At 59.8% G+C, this 19,873-nt stretch carries 16 protein-coding genes; 7 read left to right on the forward strand and 9 right to left on the reverse strand.

What is annotated here, in order from left to right; all coding sequences use genetic code 11:
• Positions 1–15: 15 nt before the first annotated feature.
• From IF189_RS13495 to IF189_RS13520, 6 genes are all read right to left on the reverse strand, one after another.
• A complete protein-coding gene (locus IF189_RS13495) occupies positions 16–846 on the reverse strand; it encodes a carbohydrate ABC transporter permease (RefSeq protein ID WP_085709773.1) in 831 nt (276 codons plus the stop codon).
• Between the two features lie 8 nt (positions 847–854).
• Positions 855–1,781, reverse strand: a complete 927-nt coding sequence (locus IF189_RS13500) for a carbohydrate ABC transporter permease (RefSeq protein ID WP_134826769.1) — start codon at positions 1,779–1,781, stop codon at positions 855–857.
• Positions 1,782–1,874: 93 nt separating this feature from the next.
• Positions 1,875–3,185, reverse strand: a complete 1,311-nt coding sequence (locus IF189_RS13505) for an ABC transporter substrate-binding protein (RefSeq protein ID WP_134826770.1) — start codon at positions 3,183–3,185, stop codon at positions 1,875–1,877.
• A gap of 227 nt (positions 3,186–3,412) precedes the next feature.
• Complete coding sequence (locus IF189_RS13510; RefSeq protein WP_085709776.1) at positions 3,413–4,318, reverse strand: AraC family transcriptional regulator; 906 nt, start codon at positions 4,316–4,318, stop codon at positions 3,413–3,415.
• A gap of 109 nt (positions 4,319–4,427) precedes the next feature.
• Positions 4,428–5,717 carry a glycosyltransferase gene (locus IF189_RS13515; RefSeq protein ID WP_134826771.1) on the reverse strand — a complete coding sequence of 430 codons (1,290 nt, stop codon included), beginning with the start codon at positions 5,715–5,717 and terminating at the stop codon, positions 4,428–4,430.
• A gap of 93 nt (positions 5,718–5,810) precedes the next feature.
• On the reverse strand, positions 5,811–6,176 hold the full coding sequence (locus IF189_RS13520) for a response regulator (RefSeq protein WP_134826772.1): 366 nt from the start codon (positions 6,174–6,176) through the stop codon (positions 5,811–5,813).
• Positions 6,177–6,439: 263 nt separating this feature from the next.
• Here IF189_RS13520 and IF189_RS13525 point away from each other — a divergent pair, with 263 nt between their 5' ends.
• Genes IF189_RS13525 through IF189_RS13545 form a run of 5 tightly spaced genes read left to right on the forward strand, consistent with a single transcriptional unit; the run spans position 6,440 to position 12,978 of the window.
• Positions 6,440–9,925, forward strand: a complete 3,486-nt coding sequence (locus tag IF189_RS13525; RefSeq protein WP_134826773.1) for a response regulator — start codon at positions 6,440–6,442, stop codon at positions 9,923–9,925.
• Positions 9,925–10,758 carry a CheR family methyltransferase gene (locus IF189_RS13530; RefSeq protein WP_007954533.1) on the forward strand — a complete coding sequence of 278 codons (834 nt, stop codon included), beginning with the start codon at positions 9,925–9,927 and terminating at the stop codon, positions 10,756–10,758. The genes IF189_RS13525 and IF189_RS13530 overlap by 1 nt, the downstream gene beginning before the upstream one ends.
• Positions 10,755–11,348, forward strand: a complete 594-nt coding sequence (locus tag IF189_RS13535; protein WP_134826774.1) for a chemotaxis protein CheB — start codon at positions 10,755–10,757, stop codon at positions 11,346–11,348. The genes IF189_RS13530 and IF189_RS13535 overlap by 4 nt, the downstream gene beginning before the upstream one ends.
• Positions 11,342–12,556 (forward strand): hybrid sensor histidine kinase/response regulator, encoded by a 1,215-nt coding sequence (locus IF189_RS13540; RefSeq protein WP_134826775.1) that lies wholly within the window; start codon positions 11,342–11,344, stop codon positions 12,554–12,556. The genes IF189_RS13535 and IF189_RS13540 overlap by 7 nt, the downstream gene beginning before the upstream one ends.
• Positions 12,557–12,600: 44 nt before the next feature.
• Positions 12,601–12,978, forward strand: coding sequence for a response regulator (locus IF189_RS13545; protein WP_007954537.1), 378 nt, complete (start codon positions 12,601–12,603; stop codon positions 12,976–12,978).
• Positions 12,979–12,991: 13 nt separating this feature from the next.
• Here the strand turns inward: IF189_RS13545 and IF189_RS13550 are convergent, their stop codons facing one another.
• The 3 genes from IF189_RS13550 to IF189_RS13560 all read right to left on the reverse strand — a co-directional run bounded on the left by IF189_RS13550 (position 12,992) and on the right by IF189_RS13560 (position 17,356).
• Positions 12,992–14,662 (reverse strand): ATP-binding protein, encoded by a 1,671-nt coding sequence (locus IF189_RS13550; protein ID WP_134826776.1) that lies wholly within the window; start codon positions 14,660–14,662, stop codon positions 12,992–12,994.
• Positions 14,659–16,161 (reverse strand): ATPase domain-containing protein, encoded by a 1,503-nt coding sequence (locus IF189_RS13555; RefSeq protein WP_134826777.1) that lies wholly within the window; start codon positions 16,159–16,161, stop codon positions 14,659–14,661. The genes IF189_RS13550 and IF189_RS13555 overlap by 4 nt, the downstream gene beginning before the upstream one ends.
• 139 nt (positions 16,162–16,300) lie before the next feature.
• Positions 16,301–17,356 (reverse strand): tetratricopeptide repeat protein, encoded by a 1,056-nt coding sequence (locus IF189_RS13560; protein ID WP_134826778.1) that lies wholly within the window; start codon positions 17,354–17,356, stop codon positions 16,301–16,303.
• A gap of 191 nt (positions 17,357–17,547) precedes the next feature.
• Between IF189_RS13560 and IF189_RS13565 the strand changes: the two genes are divergently transcribed.
• Both IF189_RS13565 and IF189_RS13570 read left to right on the forward strand, forming a co-directional pair.
• Positions 17,548–19,683, forward strand: a complete 2,136-nt coding sequence (locus IF189_RS13565; RefSeq protein WP_134826779.1) for an FUSC family protein — start codon at positions 17,548–17,550, stop codon at positions 19,681–19,683.
• Positions 19,673–19,873 carry a DUF1656 domain-containing protein gene (locus tag IF189_RS13570; RefSeq protein WP_096820375.1) on the forward strand — a complete coding sequence of 67 codons (201 nt, stop codon included), beginning with the start codon at positions 19,673–19,675 and terminating at the stop codon, positions 19,871–19,873. Before IF189_RS13565 ends, IF189_RS13570 begins: the two co-directional genes overlap by 11 nt.

Raw genomic sequence — 19,873 nt, forward strand, 5'->3', positions numbered from 1 at the left:
TCCTCATGCGAATTCTTATTTGACGGCGCCGAACGACAGGCCGCGCACCAGTTGTTTCTGGCTGATCCAGCCGAAGATCAGGATCGGCGCGCAGGCCAGCGTCGAAACGGCTGACAACTTGGCCCAGAACAAACCTTCGGGGCTTGAGTAGGAGGCGATCAACGCGGTCAGCGGCGCGGCTTTGGACGAGGTCAGGTTCAGCGACCAGAACGCCTCGTTCCAGCACAGGATCAGTGACAGCAGCACGGTTGAAGCGAGGCCTCCCTTGGCGATCGGCAGCAACACGCGGAGCATCTCCTGGGCCAGGGTGGCGCCGTCGAGGCGGGCGGCTTCGAGGATGTCTTTGGGGATGTCCTTGAAGTAGGTGTAAACCATCCAGACCACGATCGGCAGGTTGATCAGCGTGTAGATCACGATCAGTGCGATGCGCGTGTCGAGCAGGCCGAAACTCTTGGCCAGCAGGTAGATCGGCATCAGCACGCCCACCGGCGGCAGCATCTTGGTGGAGAGCATCCACAGCAGCGTGCCTTTGGTGCGCTGGGTTTCGTAGAACGCCATCGAGTAGGCCGCCGGCACCGCGATCAGCAGGCACAGGGCGGTGGCGCTGAAGGAAATCACCACCGAGTTCCAGGCGAAACTGAAGTAATCGCTGCGCTCGTTGATGTGCAGGTAGTTCTCCAGCGTCGGCGTGAAGAACAACTGCGGCGGCGTGGCGAAGGCGTCGATTTCGGTCTTGAAACTGGTCAGCACCATCCAGAAGATCGGGAAGAAAATGATGATCGCGATGGCCCAGGCCAGCGTGCCGAGCAGCAGGCTTTGCAGCCGGCGGGATTGTTGAAGAGTCATGGCGGGCCTCAGGCTTTGTCAGTCAGGTTTTTGCCGATCATCCGCACCAGAATGATCGCGGCGATGTTGGCGATGACCACGGCGATCAGGCCGCCGGCCGAGGCCATGCCGACGTCGAACTGCACCAGCGCCTGGTTGTAGATCAGGTAGGCGAGGTTGGTCGACGCATAGCCGGGGCCGCCGTTGGTGGTGGTGAAGATTTCGGCGAACACCGACAGCAGGAAGATGGTTTCAATCATCACCACCACGGCAATCGGCCGTGCCAGATGCGGCAGGGTCAGGTGCCAGAAGATCGCGACGGGGCCGGCGCCATCGAGGCGGGCGGCTTCTTTCTGTTCCTGGTCGAGGGACTGCATGGCGGTCATCAGGATCAGGATCGCGAAGGGCAGCCATTGCCACGACACAATGATGATGATCGACAGCAGCGGGTAGTGCGCCAGCCAGTCCACCGGTTGCGCGCCGAACAGCTTCCAGATGTAAGCGAGGATCCCGGAGACCGGGTGGAAGATCAGGTTTTTCCAGATCAGTGCACCGACCGTGGGCATAATGAAAAACGGCGAAATCAGCATCACCCGCACGATGCCGCGTCCGAAGAACTCGCTGGCTTCCAGCAACGCACTGATCAACACGCCGAACACCACGCTGATCAGCAGCACGCTGCCCACCAGCAGCAAGGTGTTGGTGGCGCCGGGCAGGAAGCCCGAATCGGTCAGAAAGTAAGTGAAGTTATCCAGCCCTACGAATTCGTTGATGCCCGGGTCGAGCAGGTTGTAGCGGATCATCGAAAAATAGACGGTCATGCCCAGCGGCACGATCATCCACAGCAGCAACAGGGCCACCGAAGGGCTGACCAGAAACCAGCCCGGATTGGCCACGCGGTTTTTGCGCCGGGGTTGCGACAGGTCGATGTGGGCTTTGGCAGTTGAAGTATTCATGGGGATCACAACCGAGTCATACAGACCTATGGAGATACCGTGCTGGAGCGAGCAATCTCGCTCCGGCAGGAGGCAGGAGAGGCTTTCGCAGGATTACTTCGGATAACCCGCGCGCTTCATCTCGCGTTCGGTGGTTTGCTGCGCGGCGGTCAAGGCCTGGTCGACCGTGGTCTGGCCGATCAGCGCGGCCGAAAACAGCTTGCCGACCTGGGTGCCGATGCCCTGGAACTCGGGAATGGTCACCAGTTGAATGCCGATGTAAGGCACGGGCTTGAGGGTCGGTTTGCTCGGGTCAGCCGCCTTCAGCGATTCCAGCGTGACCTTGGCAAACGGCGCTGCGCTCATGTAAGCCTCGCTGTAGGTCGAGGCGCGAGTGCCCGGCGGTACGTTGGCAATGCCGTCGGTCTTGGCGACCAGTTCGCCGTACTCTTTGGACGTGGCCCAGGCACTGAACTCTTTGGCGGCGTCCTTGGCCTTGGAGCTGGTCGGAATCGCCAGCGCCCACGAGTACAGCCACGCCGAGCCTTTATCAGTGACCTGATGCGGCGCGTAAGTGAAGCCGACGTGATCGGCGACCTTGCTTTGAGTCTTGTCGGTGACGAACGAGCCGGCGACGCTGGCATCGACCCACATCGCGCACTTGCCGCTGTTGAACAGGGCGAGGTTTTCGTTGAAACCGTTGCTGGAGGCACCCGGCGGGCCGGACTTCTTCATAGTGTCGACGTAGAAGTTCAGCGCGTTTTTCCACTCAGGACCGCTGAATTCGGGTTTCCACTGCTCATCGAACCAGCGTGCGCCGTAGGCGTTGGCGACGGTGGTGATCAGCGCCATGTTCTCGCCCCAGCCAGCCTTGCCGCGCAGGCAGATGCCGTATTGCTCCTTGTCCTTGTTGGTGAGTTTTTCGGCGAAGCCGGCGATCTGTTCCCAGGTCGGACGCTCCGGCATGGTCAGGCCGGCGTCCTTGAACAGGTCGGTGCGGTAATAGGTGATCGAGCTTTCGGCGTAGAACGGCAGGGCGTACAGCGAACCCTTGACCGACAGGCCTTCACGCACCGATGGGAACACATCGTCGAGGGCGTAGCTGGCCGGCAGATCCTTCATCGGCTCCAGCCAGCCTTTGGCACCCCAGAGTGCGGCTTCGTACATGCCGATGGTCAACACGTCGAACTGACCGCCCTGGGTGGCGATGTCGGTGGTCAGGCGCTGACGCAGGACGTTTTCTTCGAGCACGACCCAGTTCAACTTGATGTCCGGGTGCTCGGTCTCGAAGGTTTTCGAGAGCTTTTGCATGCGGATCATGTCGCTGTTGTTGACGGTGGCGATGGTCAGGGTCTGGGCGCCAAGGCTGACGCTGCTGAGGGTCATGCAGGTGAGGGCAAGCAGAGCTTTTGCAGTGGGTTGCATCGTGCACTCCTTTTCTGCACCCGGAGGGGGACAGAAGGACAGTTATTGTTTTTGTGTCTTCCGGCTGCAGGAAGAATGTGCACTGATTACAGCCTTCAATCGCAGGGCTGACAAATCATCCCTAGCACTTGAATCGATACTTTTTTGCACTCGGGATTGGAGTGATTAACGCAGGGAAGGGGATTCCAGCAGGTCAGCGTTGATGAAACCGTACAGGTTTTCGGAAGTCAGCCGTGGTTCTGCTCGGTCAGGCGCTGCACTACCAGCCGCCGGTAATGCGATGGCGTCATACCTTTGAGCTGCTGAAAGCGCCGGTTGAAATTGGAAATGTTGTTGAAGCCCGACTCGAAACACACCTCGGTTACCGGTTTGTCGCCATCCGCCAGCAGTTCGCAGGATTTGCTGATGCGCAGGCGATTGACGAACTCGATGAAATTGCGCCCCGTGGCCTGCTTGAACACGCGGCTGAAATAGGTGGGTTTCATGCCCAGATGCTCGGCGACTTCCTCCAGCGGCAGTTCGCGGGCGTAGTGGGCGAAGATGTAATCCACCGCACGGTTGGTGCGATCGATGTTGTGTTCGTCGGCCAGTTGCGGGGTGGTTGCGCCGGACAGCAGTTGGTAGTCGTCGGTGGCTGCCAGCAATTCCATCAGGATGAAAAAGTGCCCGAGGCGGGTGATGCCGCTTGAATCGGCGATGCGTTGCATCAGGGTCATGGCCTGACGAATCGTCTGCGGTGAGCGGAATTCGATGCCGTATTGCGCGCGCTCAAGCAATGGCGCCAGGGTTTTGAGTTCGGCGAACACCTGATGGCCGCTTTCGAACAGCTCATCGGTGAAGTTGACCAGCATGTCGCGCTTCTCGACCACTTCGTCTTCGGCCACCTGGCTGATCCAGTTGTGCGGCAGATTGGGGCCGGTCAGGAACAGGGTCTGCGGGTAGAAGTTGCCGATGTAGTCGCCGATGAACACCTTGCCCGAACTGGCCACGATCAAATGCAGTTCGTATTCCTTATGGAAATGCCAGCGCACCAGCGGGCAGGGGAAGCCGTGCTGGCGATAGATGATGGACAACCCGTTGTGGTCATCCATCAATTCATAAGAGGGGTCGGTCACGCGGGCGGTTCGGGTCATGATCGGGTGCTTTTTTTGTTATCGCCCGGCGATCATGCCTCTTTGTGCGCGGGGTGCGCCAGTTCCCATTGCGGCTCAAAGCTTGCGTTGTCGGGCCTTCATCAAGCGATTACTTGTTCTGGTTCTTGGCCTCAATCCACTGCGCCATGTATTGGGTACTTTTGTGTGAGTGGTGGCGCAACATGCTGCCGATAAAGTTTTGGCGTCTTAGTTGAGCAATGTTTTGGCGACACTCCTGCAACTTGTTGATCAATGCCGGTCCATGTATGGCTTGCGGGTAAACGTCGTTGAGCAGTGCTTGTCCCTGAGACTGAGCTGCCTGCCAGCGGGCCTCGTCGCGATAGAGTTCCACGGCGGCATTGGCCAGATCCTGCGCCGTATGACAAATGGCGCCCGGCCAGGGTTGGTCGGTGTGCATGCCTTCCGCACCGATCGGCGTAGTGACACTCGGAGTGCCGCAGAGCATGGCGTCGATCAGTTTGCCCTTGATGCCAGCGCCAAACCGCAGAGGTGCCAGGCAGATGCGCGCATCGGACATCACCTGCAACGCATCTTCGGCCCAGTTCATGATGTGAAAACCCTGCGCGGCATTGTGCAGCGCAGCAGCCTTGGGCGGCGTGTAGGCGCCGTAGATGTGCAATTGAGCTTTCGGAAGTTGCTCGCGGATCAGCGGCCAGACGGCCGATTTCATCCATAACACCGCGTCCCAGTTCGGCGCGTGGCGGAAATTGCCGATACTGAGGAAGTGCGCGCGGTCCTCGAAAGGTTTTGCCGGTGTGCTGGACGGTTCGACCATCAGCGGGCACCAGTGCAGCAACTCGGGCGCCAACTTGAACTGCTGCACCAGCAACTCGATTTCCACCTGCGAAATCATCAGGTTCAGATCGCAGCGAAACAGCGCGGCAATCTCGCGTTTGGCCAGATCGGTATCAGCCATCAGTTCGAATTCTTCGCGCAACGCGGGCGCGAACAACCCATGGAAGTCATTCGCGTCATCGCTGGCTTTCAGCCGATCCTTCAAGCGTTGATGACGAGCGTGCCGCAAACTCTGCAAGTCCGATGTTTCCAGTACGCGCAACGCGTCGGGGCAGTGTTTTTCCACGCGCCAGCCAAACTGTTCTTCAATCATGAATTGATCGAACAGCACGATATCCGGCGCCAGTTCGCTGACGAAGACATCGAAGCTGCTGTTGTTCAATTCGATCGGAACAGTGCGAATGCCCAGTTCGGCAAGATCGGCCGGATGTTCGCCGACACCCGCAGGGCTGGCAAACGTAATGTCCCAGCCCTGTTGCAGGAAGGTCTCGAGAATCTGCATCACATGCCCGCTCGCGGCGGAGGAGCGGGGTTCCGGCCAGACGTAACCAATGACGAGGACTTTGGTTGCGGGCTGACTCATGAAAAAGTGTTTCCTGAAGAACGAGAGGGAAGAAGAAACGCGCGGATTAGAACATATCCTGAGGTTGAATCCGCGCGGGAAAGGCCGCTTGTGTCAGTGTTGACCCAGAACGCTTTTCACCTTGTCGCGCAGTTGATCGATCGAGAAAGGCTTGCCGATCACATGCATGTCAGCCGGCACTTCAATGGTCTCGGCATATCCGCTGGCAAACAGAATCGGCAGTGAAGGGCGGATATTGCGAGCCTCTGTGGCCAGTTGACGGCCATCCATGATCGGCAGCCCGACGTCGGTCATCATCAGATCGATGTGCTGATTTGCATCCTTGATGATTGCCAGGGCCTGTTCGCTGCCGTCCGCCTCCAGCACCTTGAAGTCCAGTTCCTCCAGCACGTCGACGATCAGCATGCGCACGATGGTGTCGTCTTCTACTACAAGGATGGTGGACGTGGTGGTGGACATAGTGGCGGCTCTCAAGAATGGGGGACGGGGCGCCGGTCGATCAAAATTGCCGGGCTCTTGCATGAGTAAGTGGCGCATGGCCACAAGTTCCCGGATGGATATAAAAAAGAATAGGCGCAAACGGGCGGGCAAGGATAACCGTTGGCTGGCGATCCGGCGCAGGCAAATGTGGGAAAACAGTGCTAAGACTGTGAGAAAAATGGATCCATGCCGCCGTTTTGGGGCAAACTCCCTGGTTTTCAACAGTTCGACAAGGCTGCCACATGTCCTCTCCGTCTTCGGTTGATGAATCACGGTTTCGCAAACTGCTGACCCGCAACATCGCGCTGCCACTGGGCGTCGGTGCGATCAGTGCCGTGTTCTTCGTGTCGCTGATCACTTATTTGCTGTCGGTCATCCAGTGGGTGGAGCACACCGACCGGGTGATCAATAACGCCAACGAAGCGGTGAAGCTCACGGTCGATCTGGAAACCGGCATGCGCGGCTTCCTGCTCAGTGGCGACGAGCATTTCCTCGATCCCTATGAAACGGCCAAGCCTCGCATCGCCGTGGCGCTCAACACCTTGCTTGAACTGACCGCCGACAACCCGGTGCAGACCGATCGCTTGCGCCGCCTGCAAGCGTTGCAGACCGAGTGGGCGACCTACGCGCAATCGATGATCGACCTGCAACGCGCCAGCGGCGACTACAAGGCTGCGGTGAAGGCCGGGCGCGGCAAGCGCCTGACCGATGAGATCCGCAAGCAATTCGATGACGTGATCGACACTGAGCAGACATTGCGCACCACGCGCAACGAAGATGTGCGCCGGACCACGATCTGGAGCATCAGCCTCTATCTGTTGTTCATCGCCGGCATCAGCGGTTTGCTGGCCTATATTGGCCGGCGCGATCTGGTCAGTCTTTCCAACAGTTACAGCGCCAACCTGGCCGCACAACTGGCCAGTGCTGAACGCCTCTCGCAGCAAGCCTGGCTACGCACAGGCCAGACCGAACTGGCCGAGCAGGTGCTGGGGCAACTGACGCTCAACCTGTTGGGTCGCAACATCCTGCAATTTTGTGCGCAATACCTGGGCACTGCCGTCGCGGCGTTGTACGTGCGTGAAGAACATGGCGGCCTGAAGCGCGTGGCGACTTACGGTTTCTCTCGCGAGCAGGAACAACAGGAACAATCCCTCTATAGCGACGAAGGCATCGTTGGCCAGGCCGCGCAGCAGGCGCGACTGATTCGCCTCGATTCGGTGCCGGCCGATTACTTCAAGGTCAGCTCCGGTCTGGGTGAAGGCTTGCCGCACAGTGTGCTGGTGGTGCCGACCAGCGATGACGACCGGGTCAACGGCGTGATCGAACTCGGCTTCCTGCGTCCGCTGACCGAGCGTGACGTTGCCTTGCTGGAGCTGATTGCCGGCAACATCGGCACGTCCATCGAAGCGGCGCGTTATCGCCAGCGTCTGCAGGAAGTCCTGGCCGAAACCCAGCAGCTCAACGAAGAGTTGCAGGTGCAGCAGGAAGAACTGAAAACCGCCAACGAAGAACTGGAAGAGCAGTCGCGGATTCTCAAGGAGTCCCAGGCGCATCTGGAAACCCAGCAGGTCGAGCTGGAACAGACCAACGAGCAACTGGCCGAGCAGGCCCAGACCCTGGCCGAGCAACGCGACGCCATGGACCAGAAGAACACCGAACTGAATCAGGCTCAGGTGCAACTGGAAGAGCGCGCCGAAGAGCTGCAGCGCTCGAGCAAGTACAAATCCGAATTCCTCGCCAACATGTCCCACGAACTGCGCACACCGCTGAACAGTTCGCTGATCCTGGCCAAGTTGCTGGCGGAAAACCCGCAGGAAAACCTCAGCGCCGAGCAGGTGAAGTTTGCCGAGTCGATCTATTCCGCCGGCAACGACTTGCTCAACCTGATCAACGACATTCTCGACATTTCCAAAGTCGAAGCCGGCAAACTCGAAGTGGTTCCGGAAAACACCAGCGTGGCACGTCTGGCCGATGGCCTGCGCAGCGTGTTCGAACCCCTGGCTGCGGACAAGAAACTGACGTTCAGCGTCGAGTTGCAACCGGATGCGCCGATCACTCTGTTCACCGACCGCCAGCGTCTGGAGCAGGTGATCAAGAACCTGTTGTCCAACGCCGTGAAGTTCACCGAACACGGCACGGTCAGCCTGACCATTGCCGGCCAGCCGGACGACCGCATTGCCTTTATCGTGCGCGACTCGGGGATCGGGATTGCGCAGGACCAGCAGGAAAGCATTTTCGAGGCCTTCCGCCAGGCTGACGGCACCACCAACCGCAAGTACGGCGGGACCGGTCTGGGGTTGTCGATTTCCCGGGATCTGGCGATGTTGCTGGGCGGTTCAATCAGCGTCAGCAGCGCACCGGGGCAGGGCAGTGTGTTTACCCTCGTCCTGCCACAACAATACAGCGAAGAGGGCGAAACGGCGTTCGCACCGCTGACGTTTACTCCGCCCGCACCGGTTGCCGCGCCGGTCGTGGCGGTTTCGCCGGTGGCCTCCGCGGATATCCCGCGTTTCAATGACGACCGCAACAAGGCTCCGTTCGACACCCGCTGCATTCTGGTGGTGGAAGACGAGCCGAACTTTGCCCACATCCTCTACGACCTGGCCCACGAGCTGGGCTATCAGTGCCTGGTCGCCCACGGTGCCGATGAAGGTTACGACCTGGCGAAAGAGTTCGTGCCGGACGCGATCCTGCTGGACATGCGCCTGCCGGACCACTCGGGCCTGACCGTCCTGCAACGCCTGAAAGAACACGCCGAAACCCGGCACATCCCGGTGCACGTGATTTCGGTCGAGGATCGTGTCGAGGCTGCCATGCACATGGGTGCCATCGGTTACGCGGTCAAACCGACCACCCGCGAAGAGCTCAAAGACGTGTTCGCGCGCCTTGAAGCCAAGCTGACCCAGAAGGTCAAACGCGTGCTGCTGGTCGAGGACGACGATCTGCAACGGGAAAGCATCGCCCGTCTGATTGGTGATGACGACATCGAAATCACCGCCGTCGGTCTGGCGCAGGATGCGCTGGAGCTGCTGCGCACGACGATCTTCGATTGCATGGTCATCGACCTGAAGCTGCCGGACATGCTCGGCAACGATCTGCTCAAGCGCATGTCCACTGAAGACATCTGCTCGTTCCCGCCGGTCATCGTCTACACCGGACGCAACCTGACCCGTGATGAAGAGGCCGATCTGCGCAAGTATTCGCGTTCGATCATCATCAAGGGCGCACGCTCGCCGGAACGCCTTCTGGACGAGGTCACACTCTTTCTGCACAAAGTCGAATCGCAGTTGTCCCATGAACGGCAGAAGATGCTGAAAACCGCGCGTAGCCGCGACAAGGTCTTCGAAGGGCGCAAAGTGCTGCTGGTGGACGACGATGTGCGTAACATTTTCGCCCTGACCAGCGCGCTGGAAACCAAGGGAGCAGTCGTGGTGATCGGCCGGAACGGCCGTGAAGCGATTGAAAAACTGAAAGAAGTCGAGGACATCGATCTGGTGCTGATGGACGTGATGATGCCGGAAATGGATGGTTTTGAAGCCACCATGGAAATCCGCAAGGATCCGCGCTGGCGCAAGCTGCCGATCATCGCGGTGACGGCGAAGGCCATGAAGGACGATCAGGAGCGCTGCCTGCAGGCGGGCGCCAATGATTACCTGGCCAAGCCCATCGATCTGGATCGCCTGTTCTCGCTGATTCGCGTGTGGTTGCCGAAGATGGAACGCATTTAGTGGAACGTAGTAATCACGTTGAACGAAACAGTGAAATCGAACTGCGGTTGCTGATCGAGGCGATTTATCTCAAGTACAGCTACGACTTTCGCGATTATTCCGGCGCATCGATCAAGCGCCGGGTGCAACATGCGCTGAGCCAGTTCGAATGCGCGACCATTTCGGCATTGCAGGAAAAGGTCCTGCATGACCCGACGGCGTTCATGCAATTGCTGCAATTGCTGACGATTCCGGTCAGCGAGATGTTCCGCGATCCGTCGCACTTCCTGGCGATCCGTCAGGAGGTGGTGCCGCTGCTCAAGACCTATCCGTCGATCAAAATCTGGATCGCCGGGTGCAGCACCGGTGAGGAGGTCTACTCGATGGCGATCCTGCTGCGCGAGGAAGGTCTGCTGGATCGCACGATCATCTACGCCACCGACATCAACCCGCGCTCGCTGGACAAGGCCAAGCAGGGGATTTTCTCGATGGAGAACGTGCGCGCCTACACCGCCAACTACCAGCAGGCCGGCGGTCAGCGCTCGTTTGCCGACTACTACACGGCTGCGTATGGTTACGCGATTTTCGACAAGAGCCTGTGCGAGAACGTGACCTTCGCCGATCACAGCCTGGCAACGGATAGCGTATTCTCCGAAACCCAATTAATTTCATGTCGTAACGTGTTGATTTATTTCAATAAAAAACTTCAGGATCGAGCATTTGGGTTGTTCCATGAATCATTGTGCCATCGTGGTTTTCTGGTGCTGGGCAGCAAGGAAACTTTGGATTTTTCCGGCTACTCCAACCAGTTCGAACCCTTGGTGAAACAAGAACGGATCTACCGCAAATCATGAACAGTGCAGCGGATTTGCCTCGGGTCGAGGCGATTGTGGTCGGGGCTTCCGCCGGTGGCGTCGAGGCCTTGCTGACCCTGCTCGGTTCGCTGCGGGCAGGCTTCGGTCTGCCGATCATCATCGTGCTGCATCTGCCGGAAGAACGACGCAGCCAACTCGCCGAGGTGTTCGCCCGGCGCGTGGCGTTACCGGTCACCGAGGCCATCGATAAACAGGACATCAGTCCCGGCACGGTGTATTTCGCCACACCGGGTTATCACCTGTCGGTGGAGCAGGATCGCAGCCTGTCGTTGAGCCTGGAAGACCGTTTGCACCATTCGCGGCCCTCGATCGACTTCCTGTTCGAATCCGCTGCCGATGTCTACGGCCCGACGCTGGCAGCCGTGCTGCTGACCGGGGCCAATCACGATGGCGCAAGAGGACTGGCCCAGGTCAAACGCCAGGGAGGGCTGACCATCGTTCAGGATCCGCAGGACGCGCTGGTGGCGACCATGCCCGAGGCCGCATTGAAGACTCATCAACCGGATCACATACTTTCCATACGCGGCATCGGCCGTCTGCTTGTCGAGCTGGAACGAATCGCATGCTGAGTAATATTCAGGCAAAACTGCTGATCGTCGACGATCTGCCCGAGAACCTGCTGGCTCTCGAAGCGCTGATCAAACGCGAAGACCGCACCGTCTACAAAGCGCTTTCAGCAGACGAAGCGCTGTCGCTGTTGTTGCAACACGAATTCGCCATGGCCATTCTCGATGTGCAGATGCCCGGCATGAACGGCTTCGAACTGGCCGAACTGATGCGCGGCACCGAGAAGACCAAGAACATCCCGATCATTTTCGTCAGCGCCGCCGGCCGTGAACTGAACTACGCGTTCAAGGGCTATGAAAGTGGCGCGGTGGACTTCCTGCACAAGCCGCTGGATATCCATGCGGTGAAGAGCAAGGTCAACGTCTTCGTCGACCTGTATCGCCAGAGCAAGGCGATGAAGCAACAGGTCGAAGCGCTGGAGCAGAGCCGTCGCGAACAGGAAGCGCTGTTGCAGCAACTGCAAAGCACCCAGGGAGAACTGGAGCAGGCCGTGCGCATGCGTGACGATTTCATGTCGATCGTCGCCCACGAAGTGCGCACGCCGCTCAACGGCCTTATCCTCGAAACGCAGCTGCGCAAGATGCACCTGGCCCGGGACAACGCCGCCGCGTTCACCCTCGACAAGATGCACGCCATGGTCGACCGCGACGAGCGTCAGATCAAAAGCCTGATCCGGCTGATCGAGGACATGCTCGACGTGTCGCGGATCCGCACCGGCAAGCTGTCGATCCGACCGAGTCGCTTCGATCTTTCGCAACTGGTGGGCAACCTTCTGCAGAATTTCGCCCAGCAGATCGAAGCGGCCGAGACTGAAGTCAGCTTTACCGCGACGGAGCCGGTGGAAGGGCAGTGGGACGAGTTCCGCATCGAACAAGTGGTGTCGAACCTGCTGACCAACGCCTTGCGGTATGGCGGCAAGAGCCCGGTGCAGGTGCGGGTTTATCGCGAAGGTAAAGAGGCGCGGGTCGAAGTTGCGGATCAGGGCATCGGCATCAGCGAGGAGAACCAGAAACGTATTTTTCAGCAGTTCGAACGGGTTTCCGCCAAGACGGTGGTCGCCGGTCTCGGACTGGGTCTGTTCATTTCCGAGCAGATCGTCGCCGCCCACGGCGGCTCCATCGTCGTCGAAAGCAGGATCAACGAGGGCGCCCTGTTTCGCGTTTGTCTGCCGCTCCAGGAAAACGGCGAAACAAACGCAACCTCTGAGTGACCACACGGTCGTATCAGCAGCTATTGACCGAACAAAGGCTTCCCATGAGCGTAGATGCACAAGATGTAGTACTCGTCGTCGAGGACGAACCGGTGATCCTGATGGTGCTGACAGACTATCTGTCAGGGCAGGGCTATCGCGTATTGCAGGCCGAAAACGGCGAGCAGGCGTTCGAGATTCTGGCGAGCAAGCCGCATCTGGACATGTTGATTACCGATTTCCGCCTGCCGGGCGGAATCTCCGGCGTGCAGATCGCCGAACCCGCCGTCAAATTGCGTCCTGACCTGAAGGTGATCTTCATCAGCGGCTATCCGCAGGAAATCCGCGAGACCGGCAGCCCGATCACCCGCCGGGCACCGATCCTGGAAAAACCGTTCGACCTGGATGTATTGCAGGAAAAGATTCAGGAACTGCTGGCCTGAGGCGTCAACCGCCTCAGCTCTTGATCATCTCCCGCACCTTCGCCGTCAACAGATCGAAGGTGAACGGCTTGGTGATCATCTGCATGCCCGGGTCGAGAAATCCGCCGCGCACCGCAGCGTGCTCGGCATAGCCTGTGATGAACAGCACTTTCAATTCCGGCCGGTATTGTCGACCGATTTCCGCCAGTTGCCGGCCGTTCATGCCCGGCAGACCGACGTCGCTGATCAGCAGATCGATGCGCTGCGCCGAGTCCAGGATGGGCACGGCACCGTCGGCGTCGCTCGCTTCGACAAATCCGTAACCCAACTCACTCAATACGGCGCTGACCAGCACACGTACGGCCGGGTCGTCTTCAACGATCAGCACGGTTTCGCCTTCCAGGGCGTCCGGAGTCTGTTCCGTATCCATCGGGGTATGGGGCAGGGACTCACCCTGAAACCGAGGTAGGTAGAGTTTGACCGTGGTGCCCTGATCGATTTCGCTGTCGATCGACACATGCCCGCCGGACTGCTTGCTGAAGCCATAGATCATCGACAGACCCAGTCCGGTGCCCTGACCGATGGGTTTGGTGGTGAAAAACGGATCGAATGCGCGGTTGATCACGCTCTGCGGCATGCCGCAGCCATTGTCGGTCACGCTTAACACGACGTAATCGCCGGGTTGCAGATTGCTGTAGCTCGCGGTGAAATCACGATCCAGCACCTGATTGCCTGTTTCGACCACCAGATTGCCGCCGTCGGGCATCGCGTCCCGGGCGTTGATCACCAGGTTGAGCAGGGCGCTTTCCAGTTGATTGGGGTCGGCCTCGGCCACCCACAATTGTTCATGCAAACGCATGTCCAGCTGGATGCTTTCATTGAGACTGCGTTGCAGCAGCTCGCCCATCGATTGCACCAGATCATTCATCTGCACCGCTTTGGAGTCCAGCGACTGCCGGCGGGAAAACGCCAGCAAGCGGTGAGTCAGGCCCGCCGCACGGTTGGCTGAGGTCACGCCCAGATCGATCAGGCTGTCGAGATCCTCTGTCCGGCCACGGGCAAGACGCCGGCGCAGCAATTCCAGACTGCCGATGATCCCGGTCAGCATGTTGTTGAAGTCGTGGGCGATCCCGCCGGTGAGCTGACCGACTGCTTCCATCTTCTGCGACTGGCGCAGCGCTTCTTCGTTGTGCCGCAGTTGCGCCGTGCGTTCCTCGACTTGTTGCTCAAGGGTTTCGAGGGTCGATTGCAGACGCCGCTCGCTTTCGCTCAGATCGATCAGACGGTCGCGGGCCTCGTACTGTCGTCGTCGACCGCGCAAGGCTGTAGAAACCAGACTGATCAGGGTCGCCGGATGAAAAGGGCGTTCAAGGAATGTCACGTTGCCCAGCAATTCACTGAGGCGTGAAGACGGACCTTGCTCGGCGCCGCCATGATGGGTGAACAGGACGATTGGCAGATCCGACCATGCCGGCTGTTGCTTCAGATAGGCCAGCAGGCCTTCCAGGTCCGGGCCATTCAGGGCTTCGGCGGCAATCAGCAACAGGCCTGCGCCGGGTTCCAGTTCGGTACACAGGTTTCCCAGGTCGGGGGTGATCAGGCCGCCATACCCGGCCTCGTTGAGGATCATCAGTGCAATCTGGCTGTCGCGACCCAGGGGCGCCAGAATCAGCGCCCGTTCCGACAGCGGGACGGTGACGGTCACAAGTTGTCTTCCTTGAGCAGCGGATTGCTCGCGCCGAGGTACGTGGGCACGCCGCGCAGCACGCCCTGGAAGGCTTCCAGCGGTTCGCCGATGGTCATGCCCTGGGCGGAAATCCGGTATTCACGGATGGTCGATTCGTGGCTGCCGGTGCGTTTCTTGATGATCGAAATCGCCCGGCGCACCTTGCCGAGGGCTTCGAAGTAACGCAGCAGGATGACCGTGTCGGCCAGATAGGTGATGTCCACCGGCGCCTGCATGTCGCCGACCAGGCCGTGCTGGGCGACGGTCATGAAAGTCGCGGCGCCTTTGCGGTTCAGATACAGCAGCAGTTCGTGCATGTGCAGGACCAGCGCGTTTTCTTCCGGCATGGCGGCTTGATAGCCGTTGATACTGTCGATCACCACGGTCTTGATGTCGGCTTCATCGACACAGCGTCGTACCCGGTGGGAGAACTCACCGGGGGACAGTTCGGCCGCGTCGACCTGCTCGATCAGCAGATTACCGGTGGCTTGCAGGGCCTTGAGGTCGATGCCGATGTTTTTCATGCGCTCGAACAGCAGGCCCAGTTCTTCGTCGAAAATGAACAATGCCGCTTTTTCGCCGCGCGTTACCGCTGCGGCAGCGAAGATCATCGAGATCAGCGATTTGCCGGTACCGGCCGGGCCGAGAATCAGCGTGCTGGAGCCGGTCTCGATGCCGCCACCGAGCAGCGCGTCCATTTCGCTGATGCCGCTGGTCAATTGCAGACGTGGGTAATCGCCCCGATGTTCAGCCGCCACCAGACGCGGAAAGACATGCACGCCATCGCCCATGATGGTGAAGTCGTGAAAACCACCGCGATATTTCTGACCGCGATACTTGATCACCCGCACGCGTCGGCGTTCGGCGCCGTAGTTGGGGGTCAGTTCTTCGAGGCGGATGACGCCGTGGGCCACGCTGTGGACGGTCTTGTCGAGGGATTCGGTGGTCAGGTCATCCAGCAGCAACACCGTCGCGTCATAGCGCACGAAGTAATGCTTGATCGCCAGAATCTGCCGGCGATAGCGCAGAGAACTTTGCGCCAGCAGGCGGATCTCCGACAGGCTGTCGAGCACTACCCGGGTCGGTTTGAAGCGCTCGACCACTTCGAAAATCTGTTTGGTGGCTTCACCCAGTTCCAGATCCGAGGAGTACAGCAGGCTTTGCTGATGCTCGGCATTGAGCAGACTTTCCGGCGGTGTCAGCTCGAAAATCTCGATGTTCTCGTTCAACTCCCAGCCGTGGGATGCCGCACCCTGGCGCAATTCGCGCTCGGTTTCGGAGAGTGTGATGTACAGCGAGCGCTCTCCGGCACGGGCACCGGCGAGGAGAAAATGCAACGCCACCGTGGTTTTACCGGTACCGGGCTCGCCCTCCAGCAGGAACACATGACTGCGAGACAGACCACCGGCCAGGATGTCATCCAGACCTTCGATGCCGGTGGCGGCTTTTGCGCTGATCAACTCGTTCGATGTAGACAAAAAATGCCCTCTCATGACTAGGGGAAACGAGGCAGCGGGCGGTGTACGCCTTTGCGGGCTGCCTGTTTACTTGACTCTTTGCCGAGGGGGCGGTTCCGAAATTCTTTCCGGGTATGTCATGGAAGCTGTCAGAAGTCGTTCAAAGACCCTGCTGCAACGAGGGGTCGTCCGGATTCATCTGTTCGAGTTGGGCCAGCAGAACCTGCACGTTCTGTAACTGACCACTTTCTTTCCAGTAACTGATCAGCAGCACCCGTGCCTTGCGGTCGGCGGGGTGGCGCTGAACGATTTCCTGTAACTGTTTCTGCGCCGCTTCGAGTTCCTCGGCGCTGTGCAGCGTGGTGGCGAGGTCGTAGCGATAGTCCTTGTTGTCGGGTTCCAGCTCCACGGCCTTGGACAGACCGAGCAGGGCGAATTCCCGTTGATCGTGATGGAGCAGCCACAAGCCCAGGGCATGTTGCAGGTAGGCGGAGTCGGGTTGGGACTTCAGCTGTCGGGCCAGCAGTTGCCGGGCGGCGTCGCTCTGGCCCTGGCGGTCAAGCACCTCGATCTGCATCACCAGCGCCGGCAGATTGGCGGGATCCAGACGAAGGGTCTGCTCGAGGGCTTCCTGCGCCTGTTTGAGCTCGGCATTGTGCAGGTACAGACGCGCCAGTTGCGCATGGTTGGTGGCGCTTTCCGGCTGATGCTTGAGCGCCTCTTCCCACACGTCGATGCCTTGCTGCAACGGCGCGAAGTACAGGCCCAACTGGTCCGGGGACAGGCCGAGCAGGGCGTTGATCGCGGCAAAACGAACGTTCTGGTCTTCATCGTCGAGCAACGGGCCAAGCAACAGACTGCGCTGGCCGCCCGGCACCAGGCCGGTCACGCTCCTGATCGCCGCCATTCGCACGTCGGGGGACTCGTTCTGCAGATCGGCATCGGCCAGTTTCAACGCTTGCGGGCTCGGGTAGTTCGGCAGTTCGGCATGCAGCCAGACGCGCCGCTTGACTGAAAGATCCGGGCGTCCCAGTTGCTGGTACAAAACCCGCGCCGCGCCCGGCTGGCCGGCCCGGGCGGCGGCCAGCGCTTCACTGTAGCCATGCTTGATGGCTTCCGGCACCACGGGGGCGGTGCTGCGCAGCGACAGCCAGGCAACCAAAAGGACAAGCACGAGGCCAAGACTGATGAACACGTAGCGGCGGGACTGAGGCATGCAGGTATCCGAAGCTTTCATATTGACGCAGAGGGGCAAGCTTCGGTCAGCTGACGCCTTGAGTCAAACACTCTGCCCGATATGTCACGCGACTGAGGATGAATATCCCTACAACATCTGTCGGCCCTGGAAGCCGTCGAGCTTTCGATGCAGTGACTACGCTTGGTGAAGTTCCTTTGACGAGTGCGTTCATGCAAGCCCTGCTCAATTATTTCAGGACAGTGATCCATCCCGGTCAGGCCGTGTTGCTGTTTGCTCTGCGCACCATTGCTGCCGGGCTGCTGACGCTTTATCTGGCGTTCCTGTTCGATCTGGATCAACCCAAATGGTCGATCATGGCAGTGGTCATCATCAGTCAGCCGCTGGCCGGGATGGCGCTGGCCCGCAGTTTCGGTCAGGTCATCGGCACTACGCTGGGTGCTGCGGTGGCGGTGCTGATCATGGCAATTTTCCCTCAGGCGCCTTTGCCGTTCATCACAACCCTGGCGCTGTGGTTGGCACTATGCACGGCCGGCGGCACCTTGCTGCGCTACACCAGTTCCCAGGCGTTCGTGCTCAGTGGCTACACCGCCGTGGTGGTGGCGTTGCTGGCCATTCCGGACCAGGACGGCACCTTCCTGCTGGCGGTTACCCGGGTGACCGAAACCCTGCTGGCGGTGGCCTGCGTCTGTGTCGTCAGCCTGCTGACGGCCCGTCCGGAGGCGGTTTCGCGCAACTACTTCGCCAAAGTCGATCAGGTGATCAAACTGGTCGCCACCCATGCCGCTGCGGTGATTCGCACCGAAGAAAGCGAAACCGAATTCCAGCGCCGGCAAATGCAACTGCTCGGCGAAATCAGCGCCCTGGAAGGCTTGCGCCGTCATCTGTATTTCGATGCTCCGCGCCTGCGCAGTGCCAACAATCTGGTGTTGATGCTGGGCAATCAACTGATGCTGCTGACTTCGCGCCTGACAGCCCTGCGGCATCAGCGGCAGTTGCTGACCGAACGCTGGGACGGGGATCTGCCGCTGGAGGTCCAGCGCTTGCGCGCCGATGAACTGGCGTTTCTCGATCAACTGGCACAGTACGGGCGTTCACTGCCGGAAGACATGAGGCATCAGCTGGTTGTCCTGCAGCAACAATTCGAAGCGCTGGCCTACAGGGCTGAACAGTTGACCGAGGACATGAGCGCAACCCTGCGTTCGCTGGCCTGGGCCCTGCGCTGGGAGCAGGCGCGGCTGCTGCAACAACTGGAGCAGATCCTCGAACTGAGCGAAGCCATACAGGACGGGCGAGAGGCCAGCTGCATGTTTCGCGGCCAGTCCAGCCCGCTGCACCTGGATTTCACTCTGGCGACGATGAATGCCATCCGGGCCTTCAGTGCATTGCTGGTGGCCGGGCTGATCTGGATCGAAACCGCCTGGGACGGTGCCCGTGGCGGGATGATTCTGGTGGGGATTCTGTGTTCGCTGATGGCAACGTTCCCGCGCCCCTTGATCGCCGCGCAGAGCTACGCCCGGGGACTGGGCCTGGCACTGGTGGTTTCGGCGTTGTATCAATTCATGCTGGTACCGGCGGTCAACGACTTCGAATGGCTGGCGTTATTGCTGGCTCCGCTGCTTTACGTCATCGCGGTGGGACTGGCCAGCCCGGCCACGGCGGGCATCGGCATGGGGCTGGGCTTGTCGAGTTTCCTGATGCTCGGCCCGCAGAACGTCGGAACCGGGCAGAACACCGCCATTCAATGGTTCGAGTTTGCCGGTGCCTACGTCAGTGCGGCGATGCTGGCTCTGATCGTTTATGCGTGGATCTTTCCGTTCCGGCCGGTGTTGCGAATCCGTCGGTTCTACAACGAAGCTCGGGAGCAGGTGTATCAACTGACCCAATCGCCCGCCACGGACGCAGAGCAATTCGCGTTCGAAAGCCGCATGGTTGACCGCCTGACCACCATGCTGGGTCTGTTGCCGGCAGCCAATGATCCGGACATGCAACGACGCTATGAAATCAGCCTCGCCTGTGTGGCACTCGGTGTCGCCATTCACCAGCTCAGGCAACAGGTGCAGGGCAACGCTTTGCTGACGGACGCTTTCGGCCGGCAACTGATGGCCGCCTTGCGCCAGACCGGCCGCTTCGTCGCTGGCCGCCCGGATGTGCACTTGCCAGCCTTGCTGACTACGCTGCATGCGCTCGGTGACGAGCTGGATGAGCTGCATGCCGCCACACACGAGCACCTGTGGTCAGTGTTCCGCATGCGTGTGGCGCTGTTGATCGTCGTCTCGTTCCTTGAGCGTCACGGTGAATATCTGCAACACAATGCCCCTGAAGGAGACCCTGTCCTTGCCCATTGATTTCGAGGTCGGCGGCGTCTACCTGCCGCCAATTGCTCAGGCCCTGATTCTGGCCATACCGGTCTTTCTATTGCTGGACTGGGTATTGCGCCGCCTCGGTGTGCTGCGGCTGGTCTGGCATGAAGCGCTGTTCGAGGGCGCGCTGTACGCCTGTGTCTGCGCCACATTGATTCTGTTGATGGGAGCCTGA

This window comes from Pseudomonas sp. IzPS59 (genome assembly GCF_014863505.1).
GTDB classification, from domain to species: Bacteria; Pseudomonadota; Gammaproteobacteria; order Pseudomonadales; family Pseudomonadaceae; genus Aquipseudomonas; species Aquipseudomonas kribbensis.